The sequence below is a fragment of the Chitinophaga sp. genome (assembly GCF_036566945.1).
GTDB lineage: Bacteria > Bacteroidota > Bacteroidia > Chitinophagales > Chitinophagaceae > Chitinophaga.
The window spans coordinates 1-17,488 of sequence record NZ_DATCVJ010000288.1 but is presented as its reverse complement, the minus strand read 5'-3'; the positions used below and the strand labels follow the sequence as shown (position 1 = coordinate 17,488).

Here is a 17,488-nt window from a genome sequence, read left to right as displayed (position 1 = left end):
GAATGCGTTATTAGTCAGTTGAAGGCGGTTACCTATTGGGGTGATTGTAGTTACCTTAATTCTTCCTGCACGCTGGATGATGATCGCTTTTGGGAGCAATGCGTTTTACAGCAGCAAAATGGGGAATATAAATATTTGCGGGAGTTGACATTTAACGGAGACAGTCTTGCATTGAAACTATAAACAAACCGTATAGCATTATTCATGAAAACAATACTATACGGTTACTATCTCGTTATATCGCAGGACAATTTGGAGGTCGTTTAATATTATAAATCATGTGCTGCCTACCCCTTATTCCGAGGGGGACACATTGATCGTTTTATACTGCTATGAAATTCTTCTTATTATTTCTATATGGCTGTACTGGCTCGTAATCCAATTATTCCAACGCATAGGGGCAAACGTTATGGCTTAGGTAGGCGATTAGTTGAAGAGACTACTTAACCTATTCTTTCCGTTTCCACTCCCTCGGCGCCTTTCCGAAATGCTTTTTAAACTCCCGGCTGAAATATTTTGGATCACTATACCCCACCTTATACGCTACTTCACTGATATTAAACGCCGCCTCCTCCAGGTAGCTGACTGCTTTTTTCATGCGTATGGCTTTGATAAAATCATTGACAGTAAGCCCCGTGAGCATGTGCAATTTTTTATAAAGAATAGGCTTGCTCATAGCCAGCTTGCGGGAAATCACATCTACACTGAAACCTGGCGCGTCCATATTTTCTTCGATGATGTCAATTACCCGGATCAGAAACGGATCCTGGACTACAGCGGTTTCCTCTTCGTTGGTAAAGACAGGAGCGGTGAGGGTATTGTTAAGCGGAAGTGCTAATTGCTTCGCTAAGCGGGCATGTATTTTTTCGCGCAAACTTAACAGATTGCCGATGTGTAGTACCAGCATATGAATGCTGTATGGCTTGGTAAGATAAACATCAGCGCCCTTCTGTAAGCCGCTTAACTGCTGCGCAGAGGTAGACATGGCCGTTAGTAAAATAACGGGGATATGATTGGTCCTTTCATCACTTTTAAGCTGATGACATAACGTATATCCATCCATGCCGGGCATCATCACATCACTTACAATAATGTCCGGAATTGCTGCTATTGCTACATTCCAGCCATCGGTGCCATTGTTGCTGCTGAGAATATTGTAATGATTTTCCAGCATCTCCCGGTTAAAAAGCAGCATCTCTTCATTGTCTTCTATCAGTAAAATGGTGTATTTTTTTTCTGATGTGGTGGGGGCATCTGTTGCCGGTTTGGGCAGCAGGTCGGATACGATGGTTAATGGGAAAGCCTTCTTGTCATTGTTTTCAATAAGGATAGGATGATCCATTTTTACAGCGCGATCAAAATGGCGATTACCTTTTTTCAAGGTGACCGTGAAGACAGTCATATTACCTTTGTCCGTAAGTGTGCTGTCTACTGCAATAGTGCCACCATGCAGTTCAATAATACTCTTTGCCAACGCCAGACCTATGCCATAGCCTTTGTTGTCGCTGTCCTGGTCATCTTCCTGGAAATAGTTGGTGAATAATTTGGGCAGATTTTCCGGCGCCACTCCGCGGCCGGAATCCTTTATAGAGATAATAATCGTATCTGCCTTATCTTCAATGGTAGTGCTGATATGGCCTCCTGAGGGCGTGAATTTATATGCATTGTAGAGCAGGTTATAGAATACCTTTTCCAGTTGCTCCCGGTCGAAGAAGAGGGTGATGGCCGGCGAAGCACTCACAAATTCATACTGAATGTTCATGGATAAAGCCCGGTCTTCAAAGGTGAAGAAGATCTCCCGCATAAAGGCAACGATATCCTGATGCGCGATGTGCAGCGACAAATTTCCGGATTCTGCTTTTCTGAAATCCATTAATTCAGTCAGCAGGTGCAACAGACTTTCGGAGTTTTTTCTGATAACCTGTAGCTGCCGGGTATTTTCGTAATCTTCTTTATTGATTAATAATAATTTTTCTGCCGGTCCGATGATCAGCGATAATCGGGAACGCATTTCATGGGAGATGTTGGTGAAAAAATCCAGCTTCAGCCGCGTGAGCTCTTTATCGCGACGAATCAATGACCTCAACACAAAAAAGCGGATCACAAAAAAAACGATAGCCGCCATCAGCAAACAATATACGGCATAAGCCCAGCCTGTTTTCCAGATAGGAGGGAGTACGGTGATATGCAAACTGACGGGTGCTCCCCAGATGCCATCGTTGTTGGTGCCCTTCGCCATGAAGTCATATTCTCCCGGCGGAAGATTCATATAAGTAGCCGCCGGCGTGGTGGCGTAATTCCATTTTTTATCGAAGCCTTTCAACGTATAGGCGTAAGCGTTTTTGTCCGGCTGTACATAGTTGAGCGAAGCAAATTCGAGCGTGAATACATTTTGCTGATAGGTAAAACAGATGTCGTTCACCAGGCTTATTTCTTTCTTTAGTATGCCGTCCCCGGCATCGACTGCCATGTTATGATCAAATAACTTCAACCCGGTAAGGAAAGTGCGCGGTGCATACAGGTTTTCTTTAATTTCTTCCGGATGGAAAAAGGTAATTCCATTATATCCGCCAAACATCATCTCCCCGCTACTGGTAATAAAGCAGGAGTTGATATTAAAGATATTACCGGCCAGACCATCACTTTTATTGTAATTTTTAAATGTCATGTGTTGTACATCCAGCTTGCATAAACCGTTCCCGGTGCTGATCCACAGGTTATGGTGCATGTCTGCCTGCATGGCGGTAATGTTATCATCCGGAAGCCCGTTTTCTTTTGTATAGACCTCAAATTTTTTAGTGCTGTTACCGGGTGTATAACGTGCCAGACCACCAAAGGCGCATCCAATCCAGATCTGTCCCTGTTGGTCTTCCCGGATACTATTGATATTATTTCTGGGCAGATGATCTTTCATGGAAAACCGATGTAGGAGGCCATCGCTTTTCTGCATCAAAAAAAGATCACGGGAAGTCCCTACCCATATATCCCCGTTTTTAGCTTGCAGCATCGCTTTTACGGAATTTGTTCCCACAATTTTTGTAAGATTTTTTTCGGGGAGATGAGATAGGGATCTGCCTGTTCTTTTAAATGCAAGCAAACCCGTTTGCATGCCGATCCAGAAAATGCCTTCTTTACTTTCCAGCATGGACAATATTTCCGAACTGCGCTGAACCGGATCATTCTCTTTATAAAAAAAGCGGGTGAAATTATTTGTGCCGGGATTGAATACATTCAATCCTCCGCCATGGGTGCCAATCCAGAAATTGCCATCTGTATCTTTATAAATCACTTTTACCAGGTCCGACCCTATAGAGGTACTGTCTGTCGGGATATGCCGATAGATCGTCACCTGCTGCGTTGTTCTGTTGAGAAAATTCAATCCGCCGCCTTCGGTACCTATCCATAAATTGTGCGCGGCATCTTCCGTAACAGCGCTGATCACATTATTATTGATGCCCTGCGGGAAACTACCGGTCTTGTATATATGAAAAGGGGTATTGTTTAACGCTACACTGTTCACACCTCCCCAGTAGGTGCCAATCCAGGCAGTGGCATGCTGATCCAGGAAGATGCTGTATACGGAGTTGTGGCTGAGCGACTGTATATTATTGGGGTCTGACCGATAGTTAAGGAAGCTCCCGTTGTCAGGATTGAAAATGCTGATGCCGCCCTGCGTGCCTATCCACAACCTGCCAAGGGAGTCTGTTTTAATATCTCTTATATTATTATTTACCAAACCATTGGGGGAAGATGACTGATAACGTATGAAAGATTTTTTGATGGGGTTGTAGTAGTTAAAGCCTCCCTGTTGGGTACCCACCCAGAGGCGGTTGGCGTTATCGCCAACAATCACCGTAACATAGTTATCACTCAGGCTTGCCGCATCGCGGCTGTTATGCCGGAAAGACCTGAATACGGCTTTGCCATTTTCATACGTCATTTGGGTAAGGCCCAGCGAGGAGCCAATCCAATAGGCGCCGGTATGGTCCTGGTAAATGGTGCGGAGGCTATTGTTGTCTGCCATGCCGGCCACAGAGTCGGGGATGGCCACTGCCTTAAATCTGTTCCTCTCCCTGTTATCGAGTCTGAACAATCCGGCCGACGACCATACCCAAATATTGCCTTGCCGGTCCTCATAAAGACAACTGATACTCACACCGGCGTCTGTTCGTTTATCCGTTAGTGGAATGGAGTCAAGCCGGTCCGTTATGGCATTATACTTATTCAACCCATTCCGTGTACCCACCCAAAGGCCGTGGCGGGAATCGACCAGCAAACGGGTGATGTAGTTTTCGGGTACGTCCTGATACTTACTGGCGGAACTTTTATAGTGCTTAAACCGGCGCGAGTCGAATCTGTTTAAACCATTTTGTGTACCAAACCACATAAAGCCATTACTATCCTGGGCAATGCAGAGCACAGCACCAGGAGCCAGTCCCTCTTCGGAGGTGAGCCGGTTAAAAAGTAATTGCTGCCCGTTCAGGTGCAGGACCGATAGCAACAAAACTATCAGTATACTGGATTTTGGCATCTTGGCAACGAGCATGCTTTATTGAATGAATTTGCTGGATCGGATCATAACGTTCGTGTTGCAGGATAGGAAAAAAAGCCTGTTTTTTATTTGAATTTACAATTTTCACCCATTTTATTTCCGATTTTACCCGATCCTGCCGCCCTTCGAAGGATATCTTGCCCAGAGTAAATTCCAAAACTAAACGTTATGTTTTCACGACTATTTCTAATTAGCGTCCTGCTATTTCCGCTGGGCCTATGGGCACAGGTAAAAAAAGTTACAGGAACAGTAAAAGATGAAAATGGTATTCCGGTGCCGGGTATCAGTGTCCAGGTAAAGGGGAAAACGACCGGGGCGCTGACCGACGCATCCGGTAATTTTTCGATTGATGCCCTGCCGGTAGAAACGCTTATTCTTACGGCGGTGGGGTATAACCGCCAGGAAGTGGCCTTAAATAACAGCGGCCGGCCATTAACTATTACGATGGCTTCAAAGGTGACCAACATAGGAGATGTGGTCGTGGTGGGATACGGAACACAGAAAAAGAAAGACCTGACCGGGGCCATTTCCTCCGTTTCCACAAAGGACTTTAAAGAACAACCGGTCGTAAACGTGCAACAGATCCTCCAGGGACGCGCCGCCGGAGTACAGGTGATCTCCAATGCCGGTGCACCCGGCGGAGAGGTGTCCGTCAGGATCAGGGGGAATAATTCCATCAAAGGCGACAACAACCCGCTATACGTGATCGATGGCTTTGTAGGGGCAGACCCCTCCACGGTGAACCCAAACGACATTGAAACGATGGATGTGCTGAAAGATGCTTCCTCTACCGCGATATACGGCAGCAGGGGCGCTAACGGCGTTATTGCCATTACCACTAAAAAAGGGAAAGCAGGAAAAACCAACGTTGAACTAATGAGTCAGTTTTCCAGCGCACAGGTATTGAAGAAACTGGACCTGCTCAATGCCGCAGATTTTGCTACTACTGCCAACGCGAACGCACTTGCCAACGGCGCTTCCCCTATTTATACCGACAGCCAGATCGCTAATTTCAAAACCAATGGTGGCACCAATTGGCAGGATCAGATTTTCAGAACAGCACCCAGCCAGGAATATCAACTGAATATTTCCGGAGGCAATGATAAAACCCGTTTTTATACCAGCGGGAACTTCCTCGACCAGCAAGGTATCATTGTCAATTCCTCCCTGAAAAGGTATGCCTTAAGGGCAAGTCTTACCTCCCAGTTGTACAAAAAATTGTCGCTACACTTAAATGCCTATGCCGTTAGAAACGAAACCCGCAACACCGGCATCACCGGAAGAGACGCACCGGTTACGCAAGCCATTGCCTGGGCGCCTACGGTACCGGTAAGGGACAGCATGGGCAATTTTACGTTAAATGATCCGGTAGGTTCCATTTCATTTAACCCGTTAGCACTGGCCATGGATCAGCGAAGAATTACCCATAACTCAAACTTTGCTACCATTGCCGGTCTTAAATATGAATTTGTTCCCGGCCTTACACTGGATGTAACCGGCGCGGTGAATTATAGTAATGTACAGTCACTGGGATATACCGGCCCGACTATTAATACATCCAGACAAGCCAATTCCAGCCGCGGCTCCAGCGAGAATATCGGCATTCAAAGCACCAACAACCTCACCTATAGTCATCTGTTTAATAATGCGCACCAGCTCACGGTTACCGGCGTTATGGAATATCAGTCCTTCACTTCCAGAGGCTTTAATGCCAATGCCAATAGTTTAACCTATCCCGGCCTGGAATATTATAATCTGTCGCTGGCGCAAACGTATGGTGTGGGTACAAGTTATACCGACTATAAACTATTATCATTCCTGGGAAGAGTAAACTACGATTATGAAGGCCGCTATTATGTAACTGCAGGCGTAAGGAGAGATGGCTCTTCCAAGTTTCAGAACGGCAACCAATACAGCACCTTTCCATCTGTTGGTATTGCCTGGAAGTTGAGCGAAATGGATTTTATGAAAAATGCCCATTTTCTCAATAATCTCAAAATCCGTACTGGGTACGGGATAACAGGCAACCAGGCCATCAACCCGTATCAAACACTTACACCCTACCAAAACGTAAGCACCACTTTAATACCCGGCAGCGTAACGCCCGGTATCATTTTAGGCAATCCGGGAAACCCGGCCCTGAAATGGGAAACTACGCGGCAATGGGATATCGGCCTGGATGCGGATATGTTTGACAACCGTCTTTCTATCACTGCCGATTACTATAATAAAAATACCAGCAACCTTTTGCTCTCCGTACCTATCCCCAATTATATGGGTGGAGGCAGTGTGCTGTCCAACGTAGGGAAAGTAAATAACAAAGGAATTGAACTGGCCGTATCCGGCGATATTATACGCAGCGCTGCGTTGACATGGAACAGTGCCTTCAATATTTCTTTCCTGCGCAACAAAGTAGTATCACTGTATTCAGATAAAAATATTCCTTCCGGCACGAATGTAGGCTCCGGACTGTCGCCGCAACCAGAGTTTATGATCATTCCCGGCCAGCCACTGGGCACCTATTGGGGACTCAGCTATCTTGGCACCTGGAAACCCGCAGAAGCGGCAGCGGCAGCAGCTTATGGCAACGCACCGGGAGACGCAAAATACCTGGACGTGGATGGTAACAAAATCATAGACGGAAGTGATTTCCATATGATCGGTCATGGGCTTCCCCGATATTCATGGGGCTGGAATAATACCTTTAACTGGAAAGGATTTACGCTGAATATATTTGTGCAGTCGCTGGGAGGATATGATAAACTCGATTACACCTATGCGGCAGGTATTACTGCTAACTCAGATATGCGGCAGGCGACCATTGCCGATATCAAAAACAGGTATATCCCTAAACAGAATGAAACTTCCGATATACCGGCATTCAGCAAAACCAATAAGAACTATACAGTAACCACGCGGTTCCTGGAAGATGGCACGTTCATCCGGTTTAAGAACATCAGTCTCAGTTACGAGCTGCCACCATCATTGGTGAAACAGGCAAGGATTACGGTATATCTCCGTGCTGTAAACTTCATTACCATTACCAAATACAAAGGTTTTGATCCGGAAACCAACAGTGTTGCAACGGGGGCGGGGAGTGATGTTAACCAAAGCATTGACTATGGTTCCTATCCCAATGCAAAAACAATTACCGGCGGCGTGAAAATTGGATTCTAATAGCAACTGTCCCAAAAAAAACATGAAAATGAAAAAGATATTCTGCATCCTATTACTGGCTTCGCTGACAGCAGCCTGCAATAAAGAACTAAATGAAAATCCTAATGGCCAGCTGGTGGGCGATGACGCGTTAAGCACCATAGAAGGGCTGCAAACAGCATTGGCAGGTGTATATCAACCATTGAAGAACGGCTATACATCTGGTTTTGCCACGGCAGCACTGGATGCTGTTTTAATGGGCTCCGATGATCTCACTACCCATCCTGCCAGCAATAAACAGGAACTTAGGGAGATGGACCAGTTTGCCGTCAACGCCACCAACAGCAGGATAAATGTTATCTGGCTCGGTTGCTATAAGGCGATACAAAATGCCAATAACATCATTGACAATTATGAAAAGGTGGGCACTACCGCCAACATCAAACAAATAGGAGGGGAAGCCTATTTTTTAAGGGCCTTTTCTTATTTCTGGCTGGTGCGGTTGTGGGGGAATATTCCATTGATCACTACTTCCAAATACAGTCCTGACTTACTGACCATTCAAAAAAGTAAACCGGCAGACATTTATGCACTGATAGAATCGGATCTGAAAAAAGCGGAGGTGATGATGGGTAATACCAAGCCGGCCGCAGGAAGAGTCAGCGCAGGTACGGCCAAAGCATTATTGGCAGAAGTATATCTGACGGAAGGAGGATATCCAATGAAGGATGCTTCCAAATATGCGCTGGCCGCTGCTAAAGCAAAAGAAGTCATGGACAATAAAGCCACTTATGGTTTTGACCTGGTAGACGATTTTGGCAGTTTATGGACAGGCACCACGAGCAGCAATAATACGCCGGAAGATGTGCTGACGTTTCAATTCTGCAGCAGTTGCGGAAACCCCAGCACCCTGTATGGTAAGTCTTGCATGCCGGGAGATGAATCCGGCTGGGATGACTACTTCTGTGAAGTTACCTTCTTCAATAACTTCCCGGCAGGCAGAAGAAAAGACGTGACTTTTTATACGGTTTTTAAAACTTCCGCAGGAAGTGTTAACTGGCAGAATGGCCAAACCAAACATCCCTACTACAATAAGTTTCGGGTGAACATGCCTACACCCGGTTTTCTGACTTCCGGCACCGATCTTTCTGTAAAGCTGCTGCGTTACGCACAGGTGTTGCTCACCTATGCCGAGGCGCAGGCACGCTCCACAGGTACGCCTAACGCAGATGCCTATACGGCCGTAAACCGCATCCGCAAACGTGCAGGGCTGCTGGATCTTCCGGCCGGATTATCAGGAAGTGCTTTTGCCGATGCAGTGGTAGCAGAACGTTCCTGGGAGTTTGCAGGAGAATATACCCGTTGGTTCGACCTGCAACGCCTGGAACTGGTGGAAGCTGCCAATGCCAATAAAGCAACGGATGATTTAAAACTCATCAACCCGGTTACCAAAGAGAGATATTGGATGCCTGTACCTTATGCCGATAAACAGATTAACAGTGGACTATAACAGTGAACAATGACATTTTATGCCTTTTCTTACCCTATAATTATTAAAAAATGAGAAAGACAATATCTATCATTTCAGTGAGCTGCATCTGTCTCGTTGCATGTGCAAAAAAAGAGCAGCTGCAAAAACTGTCACAGGGGAAAGCCGGCTTGATGACGGCAACTACCCTGGGCACCATTTACTATGTAGATCCCGCTGGTAACGACACTAATGCCGGTACCAGCACGACTGCTGCCTGGAAAACAATCGCCAAAGTGAACACCATCACCTTTGCGCCCGGTGACCAGATCCTGTTTAAAAGCGGCGGGGTATGGAACGATACGCTTCACCCCAAAGGCTCCGGCAGTGCAGGCGCTCCTATCACCATCGATAAATATAATGGTACGACGCTGCCGGTAATTAATGGTGGTGGTATGCAGAACGGAACGAACACCTTATTACTGGATAAAGTGTCCTATTGGACCGTGAGTAATCTTGAAATTACCAACACCGTACCAACAGGTACTATCTATGCAGCCACCGGCATTCGGGTGAATGGGGGAGGCAGTACGGCAGAACCATTTAATACCAATATCACGATCAGCAACTGTTACGTTCACAACGTAAATGGCGCTACGGTGAATCAAACCAATTATAGTAAAGCTACCGGCGGAATCATCATCAACGGAAAACTAAGTGATGTACTTGTACAAAGCTGTCACGTAGCTAATTGTTCGGTAGAAGGTATTCGCACTACCGGTGCTACAGATATGGCCAGCAGGTTGAAGAACATCATTTTCGATAATAATCTTATTGAAAATATTTATGGAGATGGTATCGTCATGTCGTCTGTGAGCAGCGGCAGTAAAGTCACGAATAATACGGTGTACAACGCCTGCATGACGATGGATGCCAACTTTGCCGGCATCTGGACCATTGCCAGTACCGGCACAATCGTGTCGCATAATGAAGTGTATGGCATGACCGGCGGTGGTGCCAACGACGGAGAACCATTTGATGCGGATGGCTATACTACCGCCACGGCCACCGATGGAGATATTTTTGAGTATAACTATACCCATGATAATAATGGTGGATTCATGCTGTTTATGGGATACTCCAACAATATCACCGTACGGTACAATGTAAGCGTAAACGATATTGGTACTGCTGGCACGCAAATAAAAAAACTCTTCTGGTTTGAAAAAACGACCAACAACAACCGTCAGATCTACAATAATATCTTCTATATAAAACACCCGGCCAACAGTCTGCTGGCTGTTTATAATGGCTCCGGCGCAGCGGTGGCTACGTTCTCCAACAACATCATTTATACTACGTCCACCATCGGGAATGTGTCAAATGTTACTATGGGTACGGGTATGAAATTTTACAATAACTGCCTGTATCCTTCCGGCATTTTTTCTGCTGCCAACTGGGGTACTGCTGTCTTCAGCAACAACTTCTACAATAATCCTGCTTTTATAAATCCGGCTACCGGAAATGGCTTTAGTGTTGCGGCAGGTTATGATGTGGCAGATACTTCCCGTTGTCGTAATGGTGGTACAGTGATCAGTAGTAATGGTGGAGTGGATTTCGCCGGCAACGCCTTACCTACCAGTAATCCTGATGTAGGCGCATTTCAACATGCCATTGTTTCGCAGGCAGGCAGCTCACTGGATGATGGCTATGTACGTGATGGCAGTTATGCCGGCACTAATTATAAAACGGATACGCTCCTGGCTGTGAAAGCAGATGCCACTTCCTATGCACGCAAATCTTACCTGAAATTCAATTTTACAGCAGTAGGCACCCGCAATGTAAGTAAGGCTACGCTTACCATTTACGGAGGCGGCGCCGTTAGCAATAACGTGAACGTATATAGTACGGCCAATAAAACCTGGGCGGAAACCACCCTTACCTGGAATAATGCGCCTATGGATACTACCCTGGTTGGGAAGGTGACATTCGGCGCCGTAGGAACTTACAGTATAGATGTAACCAATGCTGTCAACAGAGAGCTGCTGAGTGGCAGTAAAACCGTGTCGCTGTTGCTGCTCAATACCGGCGCATTTAACTCGGCCGGATTTATGTCGTTCAACAGCAAAGAAGCCAGTACTAATAAACCTGTTCTTCAGCTGCAGTATTAATCAGCCATGTTTGCCTGCGTCTTACGGCGCAGGCAAACATTTTTCCCACACACTCAATCCGGACCTTTAGCCCAGCAAAACATAATGAAAAGGAAATTGCTCATCACGTTAGCCACTTGTTTCATCACGCTATTTTGCCACGCCGTTGCCGGCATGCCCCGCACTATCCTGAATCTGGACAGCGGGTGGAATTTTCATTTTTCCTATGATATCCGAAAAAATATTGCACCACAACCTGTTACGCTTCCACATACCTGGAACGCCACGGATGTGCTGAATGGTCAGTTGCATTACTACAGGGGCGCTGGTATTTATAACCGCCAACTTGCCTATGATCCGGCGTGGAAAGACAAAAGAGTATTTCTGTATTTTGAAGGCGCCAATGCTGTAGCGGATGTATTGGTGAACAATAAATTCGTTACGGAGCATAAAGGCGGTTATACGGCCTTCTGTGCAGAAATTACTTCTTATATCAACGCGGATACAAACAATGCAATTACCGTACAGGTAAGCAATGCGGCCAGAATGGATGTATTGCCACTGACAGGTGATTTCAATGTGTTCGGTGGCCTGCATCGTTCTGTATGGCTGATAGTGACCAATAAAAATTGTATTACCCCGCTGGATTTTGCCTCACCGGGTGTATATATCACGCCAACCAGCGTGAACACTTATCAGGCAGGGATTGAGGTATTAACCAAACTTTCGCTGCCGCTCAAAGGGCATCAAATGGAGGCCCGGACAATTATTAAAGATGCAGCACAGCAAATAGTAGGGAGTCAGCAAACGATCATTGGCGCCAGCGATGAAGCATTACTTCAACCATTCGATATCAAAAAGCCGCATCTTTGGAATGGCAGACGTGATCCCTATCTTTACCAGGTAACGGTACAGCTGTTTCAGGATCATCAACTGATCGATGAGGTAACGCAACCCTTAGGTGTACGCACTTTCAGCGTGGATGCACAAACAGGTTTTGTACTCAATGGACAACACCTCGATTTGCATGGTTTCGGTTTGCATGAAGATGTGAAAGATCGTGGTTCTGCACTGTTGAAGGCAGACCATCAGAAAGATATGGCACTCATACTGGAGTCGGGAGCAACAGCCGTGCGCCTGACGCATTATCCGCATGGAAATTATTTTTATCAATTGGCAGATACCAGTGGCATCGTGGTGTGGACGGAAATCCCCCTGGTAGGGCCGGGTGGTTATACCGGTACCGGCTTTATCAATTCTCCTGAACTGAAGGCACATGCGCAGCAAATACTTAGAGAAATGATCCGGCAGCAATATAATCATCCCTCCATTATCTTCTGGGGTCTGTTTAATGAGTTGAAGCTGGATTATGATGACCCGCGGGAATTTTTAACCGGACTTCAGGCGCTCGCAAAAAAAGAAGATTCTTCCAGGATCATTACCTGCGCTACATTCCTTGACACTGATTATTTCAATACCGTTAGCGACGTGATTGCCTGGAATAAATACTATGGCTGGTATGGAGGACGATTTAAGGATATTGGTACATGGGCAGACGATATGCACAAACAATTTCCACGAAAGCCGATCGCTGTCAGTGAATATGGCGCCGGCGCCAATGTTTTGCAACACCAGGAAACAATGAACGCCCCTGCTGCTGACGGTAATTTCCATCCGGAAGAATGGCAAACGGCTTATCACGAGGCGAATTGGGAGGAATTGAATGCAAGGCCTTTTGTATGGGGAAAATTTGTTTGGGCACTGGCAGATTTCAGCTCGGCTATCAGAACAGAGGGGAATATAAATGGACTCAACGACAAAGGACTTGTCAGCTATGATCGTACCACTAAAAAAGACGCATTTTATTTCTATAAAGCTAACTGGAGTGCCGAACCAATGTTATATTTAACGGGAAAACGTTTTTCTCAGCGCGCCTCAGCAGTTACTAGCGTAAAGGCCTATACGAATATGGCGAATGCCACCCTGTATATAAATGATAGAAATAGGGGTACTGCCAGCCCAGACTCGCTGGGAAGGGTAGTTTGGGCAGATGTAACGCTGCAGGAAGGAAAAAATACGATCGCTGTAAAGACTGCAGGCAATGGTATTATATTGCGGGACAGTTGTATCTGGATATTCGGACATAGTAGCAGTAAGTGAATGATCATTTTTGCTTAATATCTTAAAACCCAAACAGAATGAAAAAAATGAAAATCCTATTGTTTTCAGCTGCTCCCGCTATAGTGGCAGTGGCATTTTTCAGTTGTCAGCGAGACATGAAACTGGAAGCCATCAATGCTAAGCCAAAATCCGCTGTCAGTGCAAATTTGTTGACAGCAAGTACGGTTAATTTTACATCTGTGGAAGATGCTTATGTGAGAAATGGAACGTATGCCACTACGAATTATGGCACCAGTACAGACCTGGTAGTAAAATCAGATGCGACCTCCTACAACAGGAAATCGTATCTGAAATTTGATATTGCCTCCATCACCGGATCCAGTGTCAGCAGTGCCATACTTAATTTATATGTAAGCCACGTAAACACCTCGCCTTCGCGGACTATCAATGTGTATGCCACCACCACTACATCCTGGGCGGAAGGCAATATTACCTGGAACAATGCGCCGATGGATACCGCATATATAGGTAAACTGACAGTAAACGGGGTGGGCTGGTATGCCATTGATGTAACCAGTAAGGTTAACGCTACGCTGTCTGGCACTAATCGTAAGGTATCTTTCCTGTTATTGAACAACGGATCATTTGATGCCACCGGCGATTTAAACATTGCTTCCAGAGAAGCCACTGCGGCAAACAGACCAGCACTGGCTATCATTGAAACGGCCAGTGATTCTACCGATGTACAAAAAATTCTGGCTACCTATCACCAGGTGTGGAACGATGAATTTACCGGAACTACCATGGATACCAGCAAGTGGAGCTATCGTTCGAATGGAAGCGTTAGAGGATATGCAACGGTGGATGGCGCCAGAACAGTGGCTTTGGATGGCAATGGCAACATGGTAATCCGGGTTACAAAAGAAGGAAGTACTTATTATGTTGGCCAGGTAAGCACCGACGGCAAGTACAATCCACAATATGGTTATTATGAATGCCGGGCTAAAATGAATAAATACATCGGGCCGCACATTGCCTTCTGGTTACAGTCGCCCACCATGGGAAATACACCTTATAACAACCCGGCAGTGAATGGTGCAGAGGTGGATATTTTTGAATATCACCGCCTCACACCTGGACAAATCTGGCAAACGATTCATATCAATGGTTATGGTACTGCGCATCAGTCGCAAGGTGTACAAATTCCGGTGGCCACTATTGATACGGGCTATCATACTTTTGGGTTGTTGTGGACAGATTCTACCTACAAATTTTATATAGATGGTTATAAAACCTGGGAAACAACTTTTGGCTTGTCCCAACGTACCGAGTTTATGATTTTAAGTACAGAGCTTACCGGATTTGGCGGTACCCCTTCATTGGGGACTTACCCGGATAGTGTAGTGTATGATTATGTACGAGTATATCAACCATAAGCATCAATGGTGTATTTATAGCGTCAAACATTTTTGTTTGGCGCTATAAATTTAATGGGTCACTGGTATCGTTTTTACTTTTGAATAGATTTTTTTTATACCCGGAGGGCGTTTTGCCGGTTTGTTGCTTAAAAATCCTGGTGAAATGGCTTTGATCAGAGAACCCTGTGAGATAGGCGATCTCCGTGAGTGAATAGGCAGACGATTTTAATAGTTCAATAGCGCGTTCAATTCTTAGTTTCCGGATGTAGTCTCCATAGGAAAGATTGTCAAAGTGCCGGGCAAACTCCCTGGATACATAGGATGGATTTATATCCAGGTCTTTCGATAAATCCTTCAGCGTAAGACTCAGGTTCGTGTCAATCTGATCCTGTATAAGTGCTTTCAGTTCTTTTACCCAATCAGGTGTCTTTTGCTTTCCGTTTTTATGGACATATTTGTTGAATAATTCCAGCAGCATTTGTTCTGCTGGTCCTGCCTGGGTATGTTTAAGGTGATATAAATGCGTGGCCCAGCTGTATAGTCCATCATAAATAACTACACCAACATTGAGCAGTTCCTGGTCATCTTTAATATTATAGACCAACCCGGAAAATATGGCTTCCAGGCCAGCGGCTTGTGGGGCAAATTCATGATGATCCGTATCGGCCCCTCTTACAATAGCGGCGATACGATCAAGTGCAGGATCAGACAGCGCATGTTTCTGGAGGAAATAGTCAAACGTACATTGGCCCTTATAGTGCGTATATTCTACACCGGGGATGTCAAAGGGCACGGCATGTATCTTTTCAGCCACGCTTATTACCTCAGGGAAGGGAACATAAATAATTTCCGCTTCCGGATCAATAAAACGTTTAATTAGCCAGGGACAAGCTATCCGATCAATCTTTGGTCGTTCACGGGTAATCCATTTCATAAACAAATTGAATTCTAACTCCGAAAGTTAATCTGGTTATTTGAATTTATTATGAAATAACTGGCAATGGGGGGACGTCAACCTTATTGAATTATTAAAAATATGTATGGATAACGTGGAAATAGCCAGTAAACAAAAAGCTAGAAACTTTGTTTGTTAGGTAGGTAGTTCATCTTCCCATTTCCTGCATAAACATCTACAGCATACTTCATTCAAGGTATGGACTTGTTTTAATTTATTGATAATAAACATGTTGCATCAAGGATAAAATTTTGAGGCACTCTTCCATTGCTTTTGCGGAAGCGATCAACAACAGGCTGTGATATCCTAATGATGCTGCTTAACAATACACATCTTTTCCATCTACAATTTCCATCCACAATTTGCAATTATGAAGAAAAACAAGTTCAAGCCACGTATGGTGGCATTGTTACTGTTGGTTGGGTTGGGCGCCATGAGTGGCTGTAACCAGCCATCAACCACTACAACCGCAAATGGAAGTGATAGCTCGGGAGCACCTGCGTTTAACGGGAAAATAGCGCTTGATGTGAGGGATTCCAAGGCAGATTGGGCACCTTATATTCCCAAAGCCGCACCAGCGGGCTCGCCCAACGTGCTCATTATTTTGTACGATGATACCGGTCAATCTGCCTGGTCCACATATGGCGGAGCAATCAACATGCCTACGCTGGACGGACTTGCCGCGAATGGACTTACATATACACAATGGCACACCTGTGCTTTATGCTCGCCAACACGTTCCACCATTCTGACAGGTCGCAACCATACGCTCAATGGAATGGCTTCGATTACAGAAGGGGCAAATGGTTTTCCCGGATCAAGTGGAAGAATTCCGCAGGAATGTGCCACCATGGCCGATATTATGCGTGATAACGGATGGAGCACATTTTGGATCGGTAAAGACCATAACGTGCCGGAACAGGACATCGCCTCTGGTGCTGGCCGCTCATACTGGCCATTACAAATGGGCTTTGATCGCTTCTATGGTTTTTTGGGAGGTGAAACAAATCAATGGTATCCTGACTTAACAGAAGATAATCGTTTTATCGACCCTCCTTATAGTCCTGAACAAGGTTATCATTTATCAAAAGACCTTACTGACCAGGCTGTAAAAATGATCCGTGATCAGAAAGCCAGCAATCCTTCCAAACCCTGGTTTTTGTGGTTTAATCCAGGGGCTAATCACGCACCTCATCATGCACCGGCAGATTATATTGCTAAATACAAAGGCAAATTTGACGAAGGCTATGAAGCTTATCGTGGATGGGTATTAGAGCGTATGAAGGCAAAAGGTATTTTGCCGAAGGATACAAAGCTGACGCCTATTAACCCGCTGCCGGAAAATGTGGCCAATCCGGCAGATATGGTGCGCCCATGGAATACATTGAATGCAGACGAAAAGAAATTATTTGCGCATATGGCGGAAGTGTATGCGGGATTTTCCGAATATACCGATGCACAGATCGGCAGGATCGTCGATTATTTAAAAGAATCCGGGCAGTTTGATAATACGGTGATCTTCTATTGTGCTGACAATGGCGCTTCCGGTGAAGGTAGTCCCAGTGGTTCTGTAAATGAGAATAAATTTTTCAACGGCTATCCCGATGAGTTAAGTGAAAACATGAAGTATCTAAATACCCTGGGCGGTCCGGATACCTACAATCACTA

General features: G+C 45.4%; 10 protein-coding genes. 7 read left to right on the top strand and 3 right to left on the bottom strand.

The genetic code is table 11. The annotated features are described in order from the left end of the window. A partial coding sequence (locus VIP81_RS08540; protein WP_331958448.1) for a hypothetical protein occupies window positions 1-183 on the top strand: 183 nt, incomplete at its 5' end. A 265-nt stretch (window positions 184-448) separates the two neighbouring features. Here VIP81_RS08540 and VIP81_RS08535 read toward each other — a convergent pair. Continuing rightward, window positions 449-4,504 carry a two-component regulator propeller domain-containing protein gene (locus VIP81_RS08535; protein ID WP_331958445.1) on the bottom strand — a complete coding sequence of 1,352 codons (4,056 nt, stop codon included), beginning with the start codon at window positions 4,502-4,504 and terminating at the stop codon, window positions 449-451. Then, window positions 4,458-4,709 carry a hypothetical protein gene (locus tag VIP81_RS08530; RefSeq protein WP_331958442.1) on the bottom strand — a complete coding sequence of 84 codons (252 nt, stop codon included), beginning with the start codon at window positions 4,707-4,709 and terminating at the stop codon, window positions 4,458-4,460. Before VIP81_RS08530 ends, VIP81_RS08535 begins: the two co-directional genes overlap by 47 nt. A gap of 11 nt (window positions 4,710-4,720) precedes the next feature. Between VIP81_RS08530 and VIP81_RS08525 the strand changes: the two genes are divergently transcribed. From VIP81_RS08525 to VIP81_RS08505, 5 genes are all read left to right on the top strand, one after another. Then, on the top strand, window positions 4,721-7,729 hold the full coding sequence (locus VIP81_RS08525; RefSeq protein WP_331958439.1) for a TonB-dependent receptor: 3,009 nt from the start codon (window positions 4,721-4,723) through the stop codon (window positions 7,727-7,729). 28 nt (window positions 7,730-7,757) lie between these two features. Then, window positions 7,758-9,218 carry a RagB/SusD family nutrient uptake outer membrane protein gene (locus tag VIP81_RS08520; protein WP_331958436.1) on the top strand — a complete coding sequence of 487 codons (1,461 nt, stop codon included), beginning with the start codon at window positions 7,758-7,760 and terminating at the stop codon, window positions 9,216-9,218. 50 nt (window positions 9,219-9,268) lie between these two features. Then, the gene (locus VIP81_RS08515) at window positions 9,269-11,347 is read left to right on the top strand and encodes a DUF7594 domain-containing protein (protein WP_331958433.1); all 2,079 of its coding nucleotides are present in this window, start codon (window positions 9,269-9,271) and stop codon (window positions 11,345-11,347) included. An 84-nt stretch (window positions 11,348-11,431) separates the two neighbouring features. Continuing rightward, on the top strand, window positions 11,432-13,486 hold the full coding sequence (locus tag VIP81_RS08510) for a glycoside hydrolase family 2 protein (protein ID WP_331958430.1): 2,055 nt from the start codon (window positions 11,432-11,434) through the stop codon (window positions 13,484-13,486). A gap of 38 nt (window positions 13,487-13,524) precedes the next feature. Next, a complete protein-coding gene (locus VIP81_RS08505) occupies window positions 13,525-14,883 on the top strand; it encodes a DUF7594 domain-containing protein (RefSeq protein ID WP_331958427.1) in 1,359 nt (452 codons plus the stop codon). Window positions 14,884-14,926: 43 nt separating this feature from the next. On the opposite strand, the gene VIP81_RS08500 is transcribed toward VIP81_RS08505, so the two are convergent. Then, window positions 14,927-15,799, bottom strand: a complete 873-nt coding sequence (locus tag VIP81_RS08500; RefSeq protein WP_331958423.1) for a chromate resistance protein ChrB domain-containing protein — start codon at window positions 15,797-15,799, stop codon at window positions 14,927-14,929. A 391-nt stretch (window positions 15,800-16,190) separates the two neighbouring features. On the opposite strand from VIP81_RS08500, the gene VIP81_RS08495 reads away from it, so the two are divergent. Then, window positions 16,191-17,488, top strand: a 1,298-nt coding sequence (locus VIP81_RS08495) for a sulfatase-like hydrolase/transferase (RefSeq protein WP_331958420.1), incomplete at its 3' end; no start/stop codon positions are given.

Excerpts from the sequence above, each read along its gene's own strand:
- VIP81_RS08525 (WP_331958439.1), top strand. The coding sequence starts at position 4,721 with ATGTTTTCACGACTATTTCTAATTAGCGTCCTGCTATTTCCGCTGGGC.
- VIP81_RS08520 (WP_331958436.1), top strand. The coding sequence starts at position 7,758 with ATGAAAAAGATATTCTGCATCCTATTACTGGCTTCGCTGACAGCAGCC.
- VIP81_RS08515 (WP_331958433.1), top strand. The coding sequence starts at position 9,269 with ATGAGAAAGACAATATCTATCATTTCAGTGAGCTGCATCTGTCTCGTT.
- VIP81_RS08510 (WP_331958430.1), top strand. The coding sequence starts at position 11,432 with ATGAAAAGGAAATTGCTCATCACGTTAGCCACTTGTTTCATCACGCTA.
- VIP81_RS08505 (WP_331958427.1), top strand. The coding sequence starts at position 13,525 with ATGAAAAAAATGAAAATCCTATTGTTTTCAGCTGCTCCCGCTATAGTG.
- VIP81_RS08500 (WP_331958423.1), bottom strand. The coding sequence starts at position 15,799 with ATGAAATGGATTACCCGTGAACGACCAAAGATTGATCGGATAGCTTGT.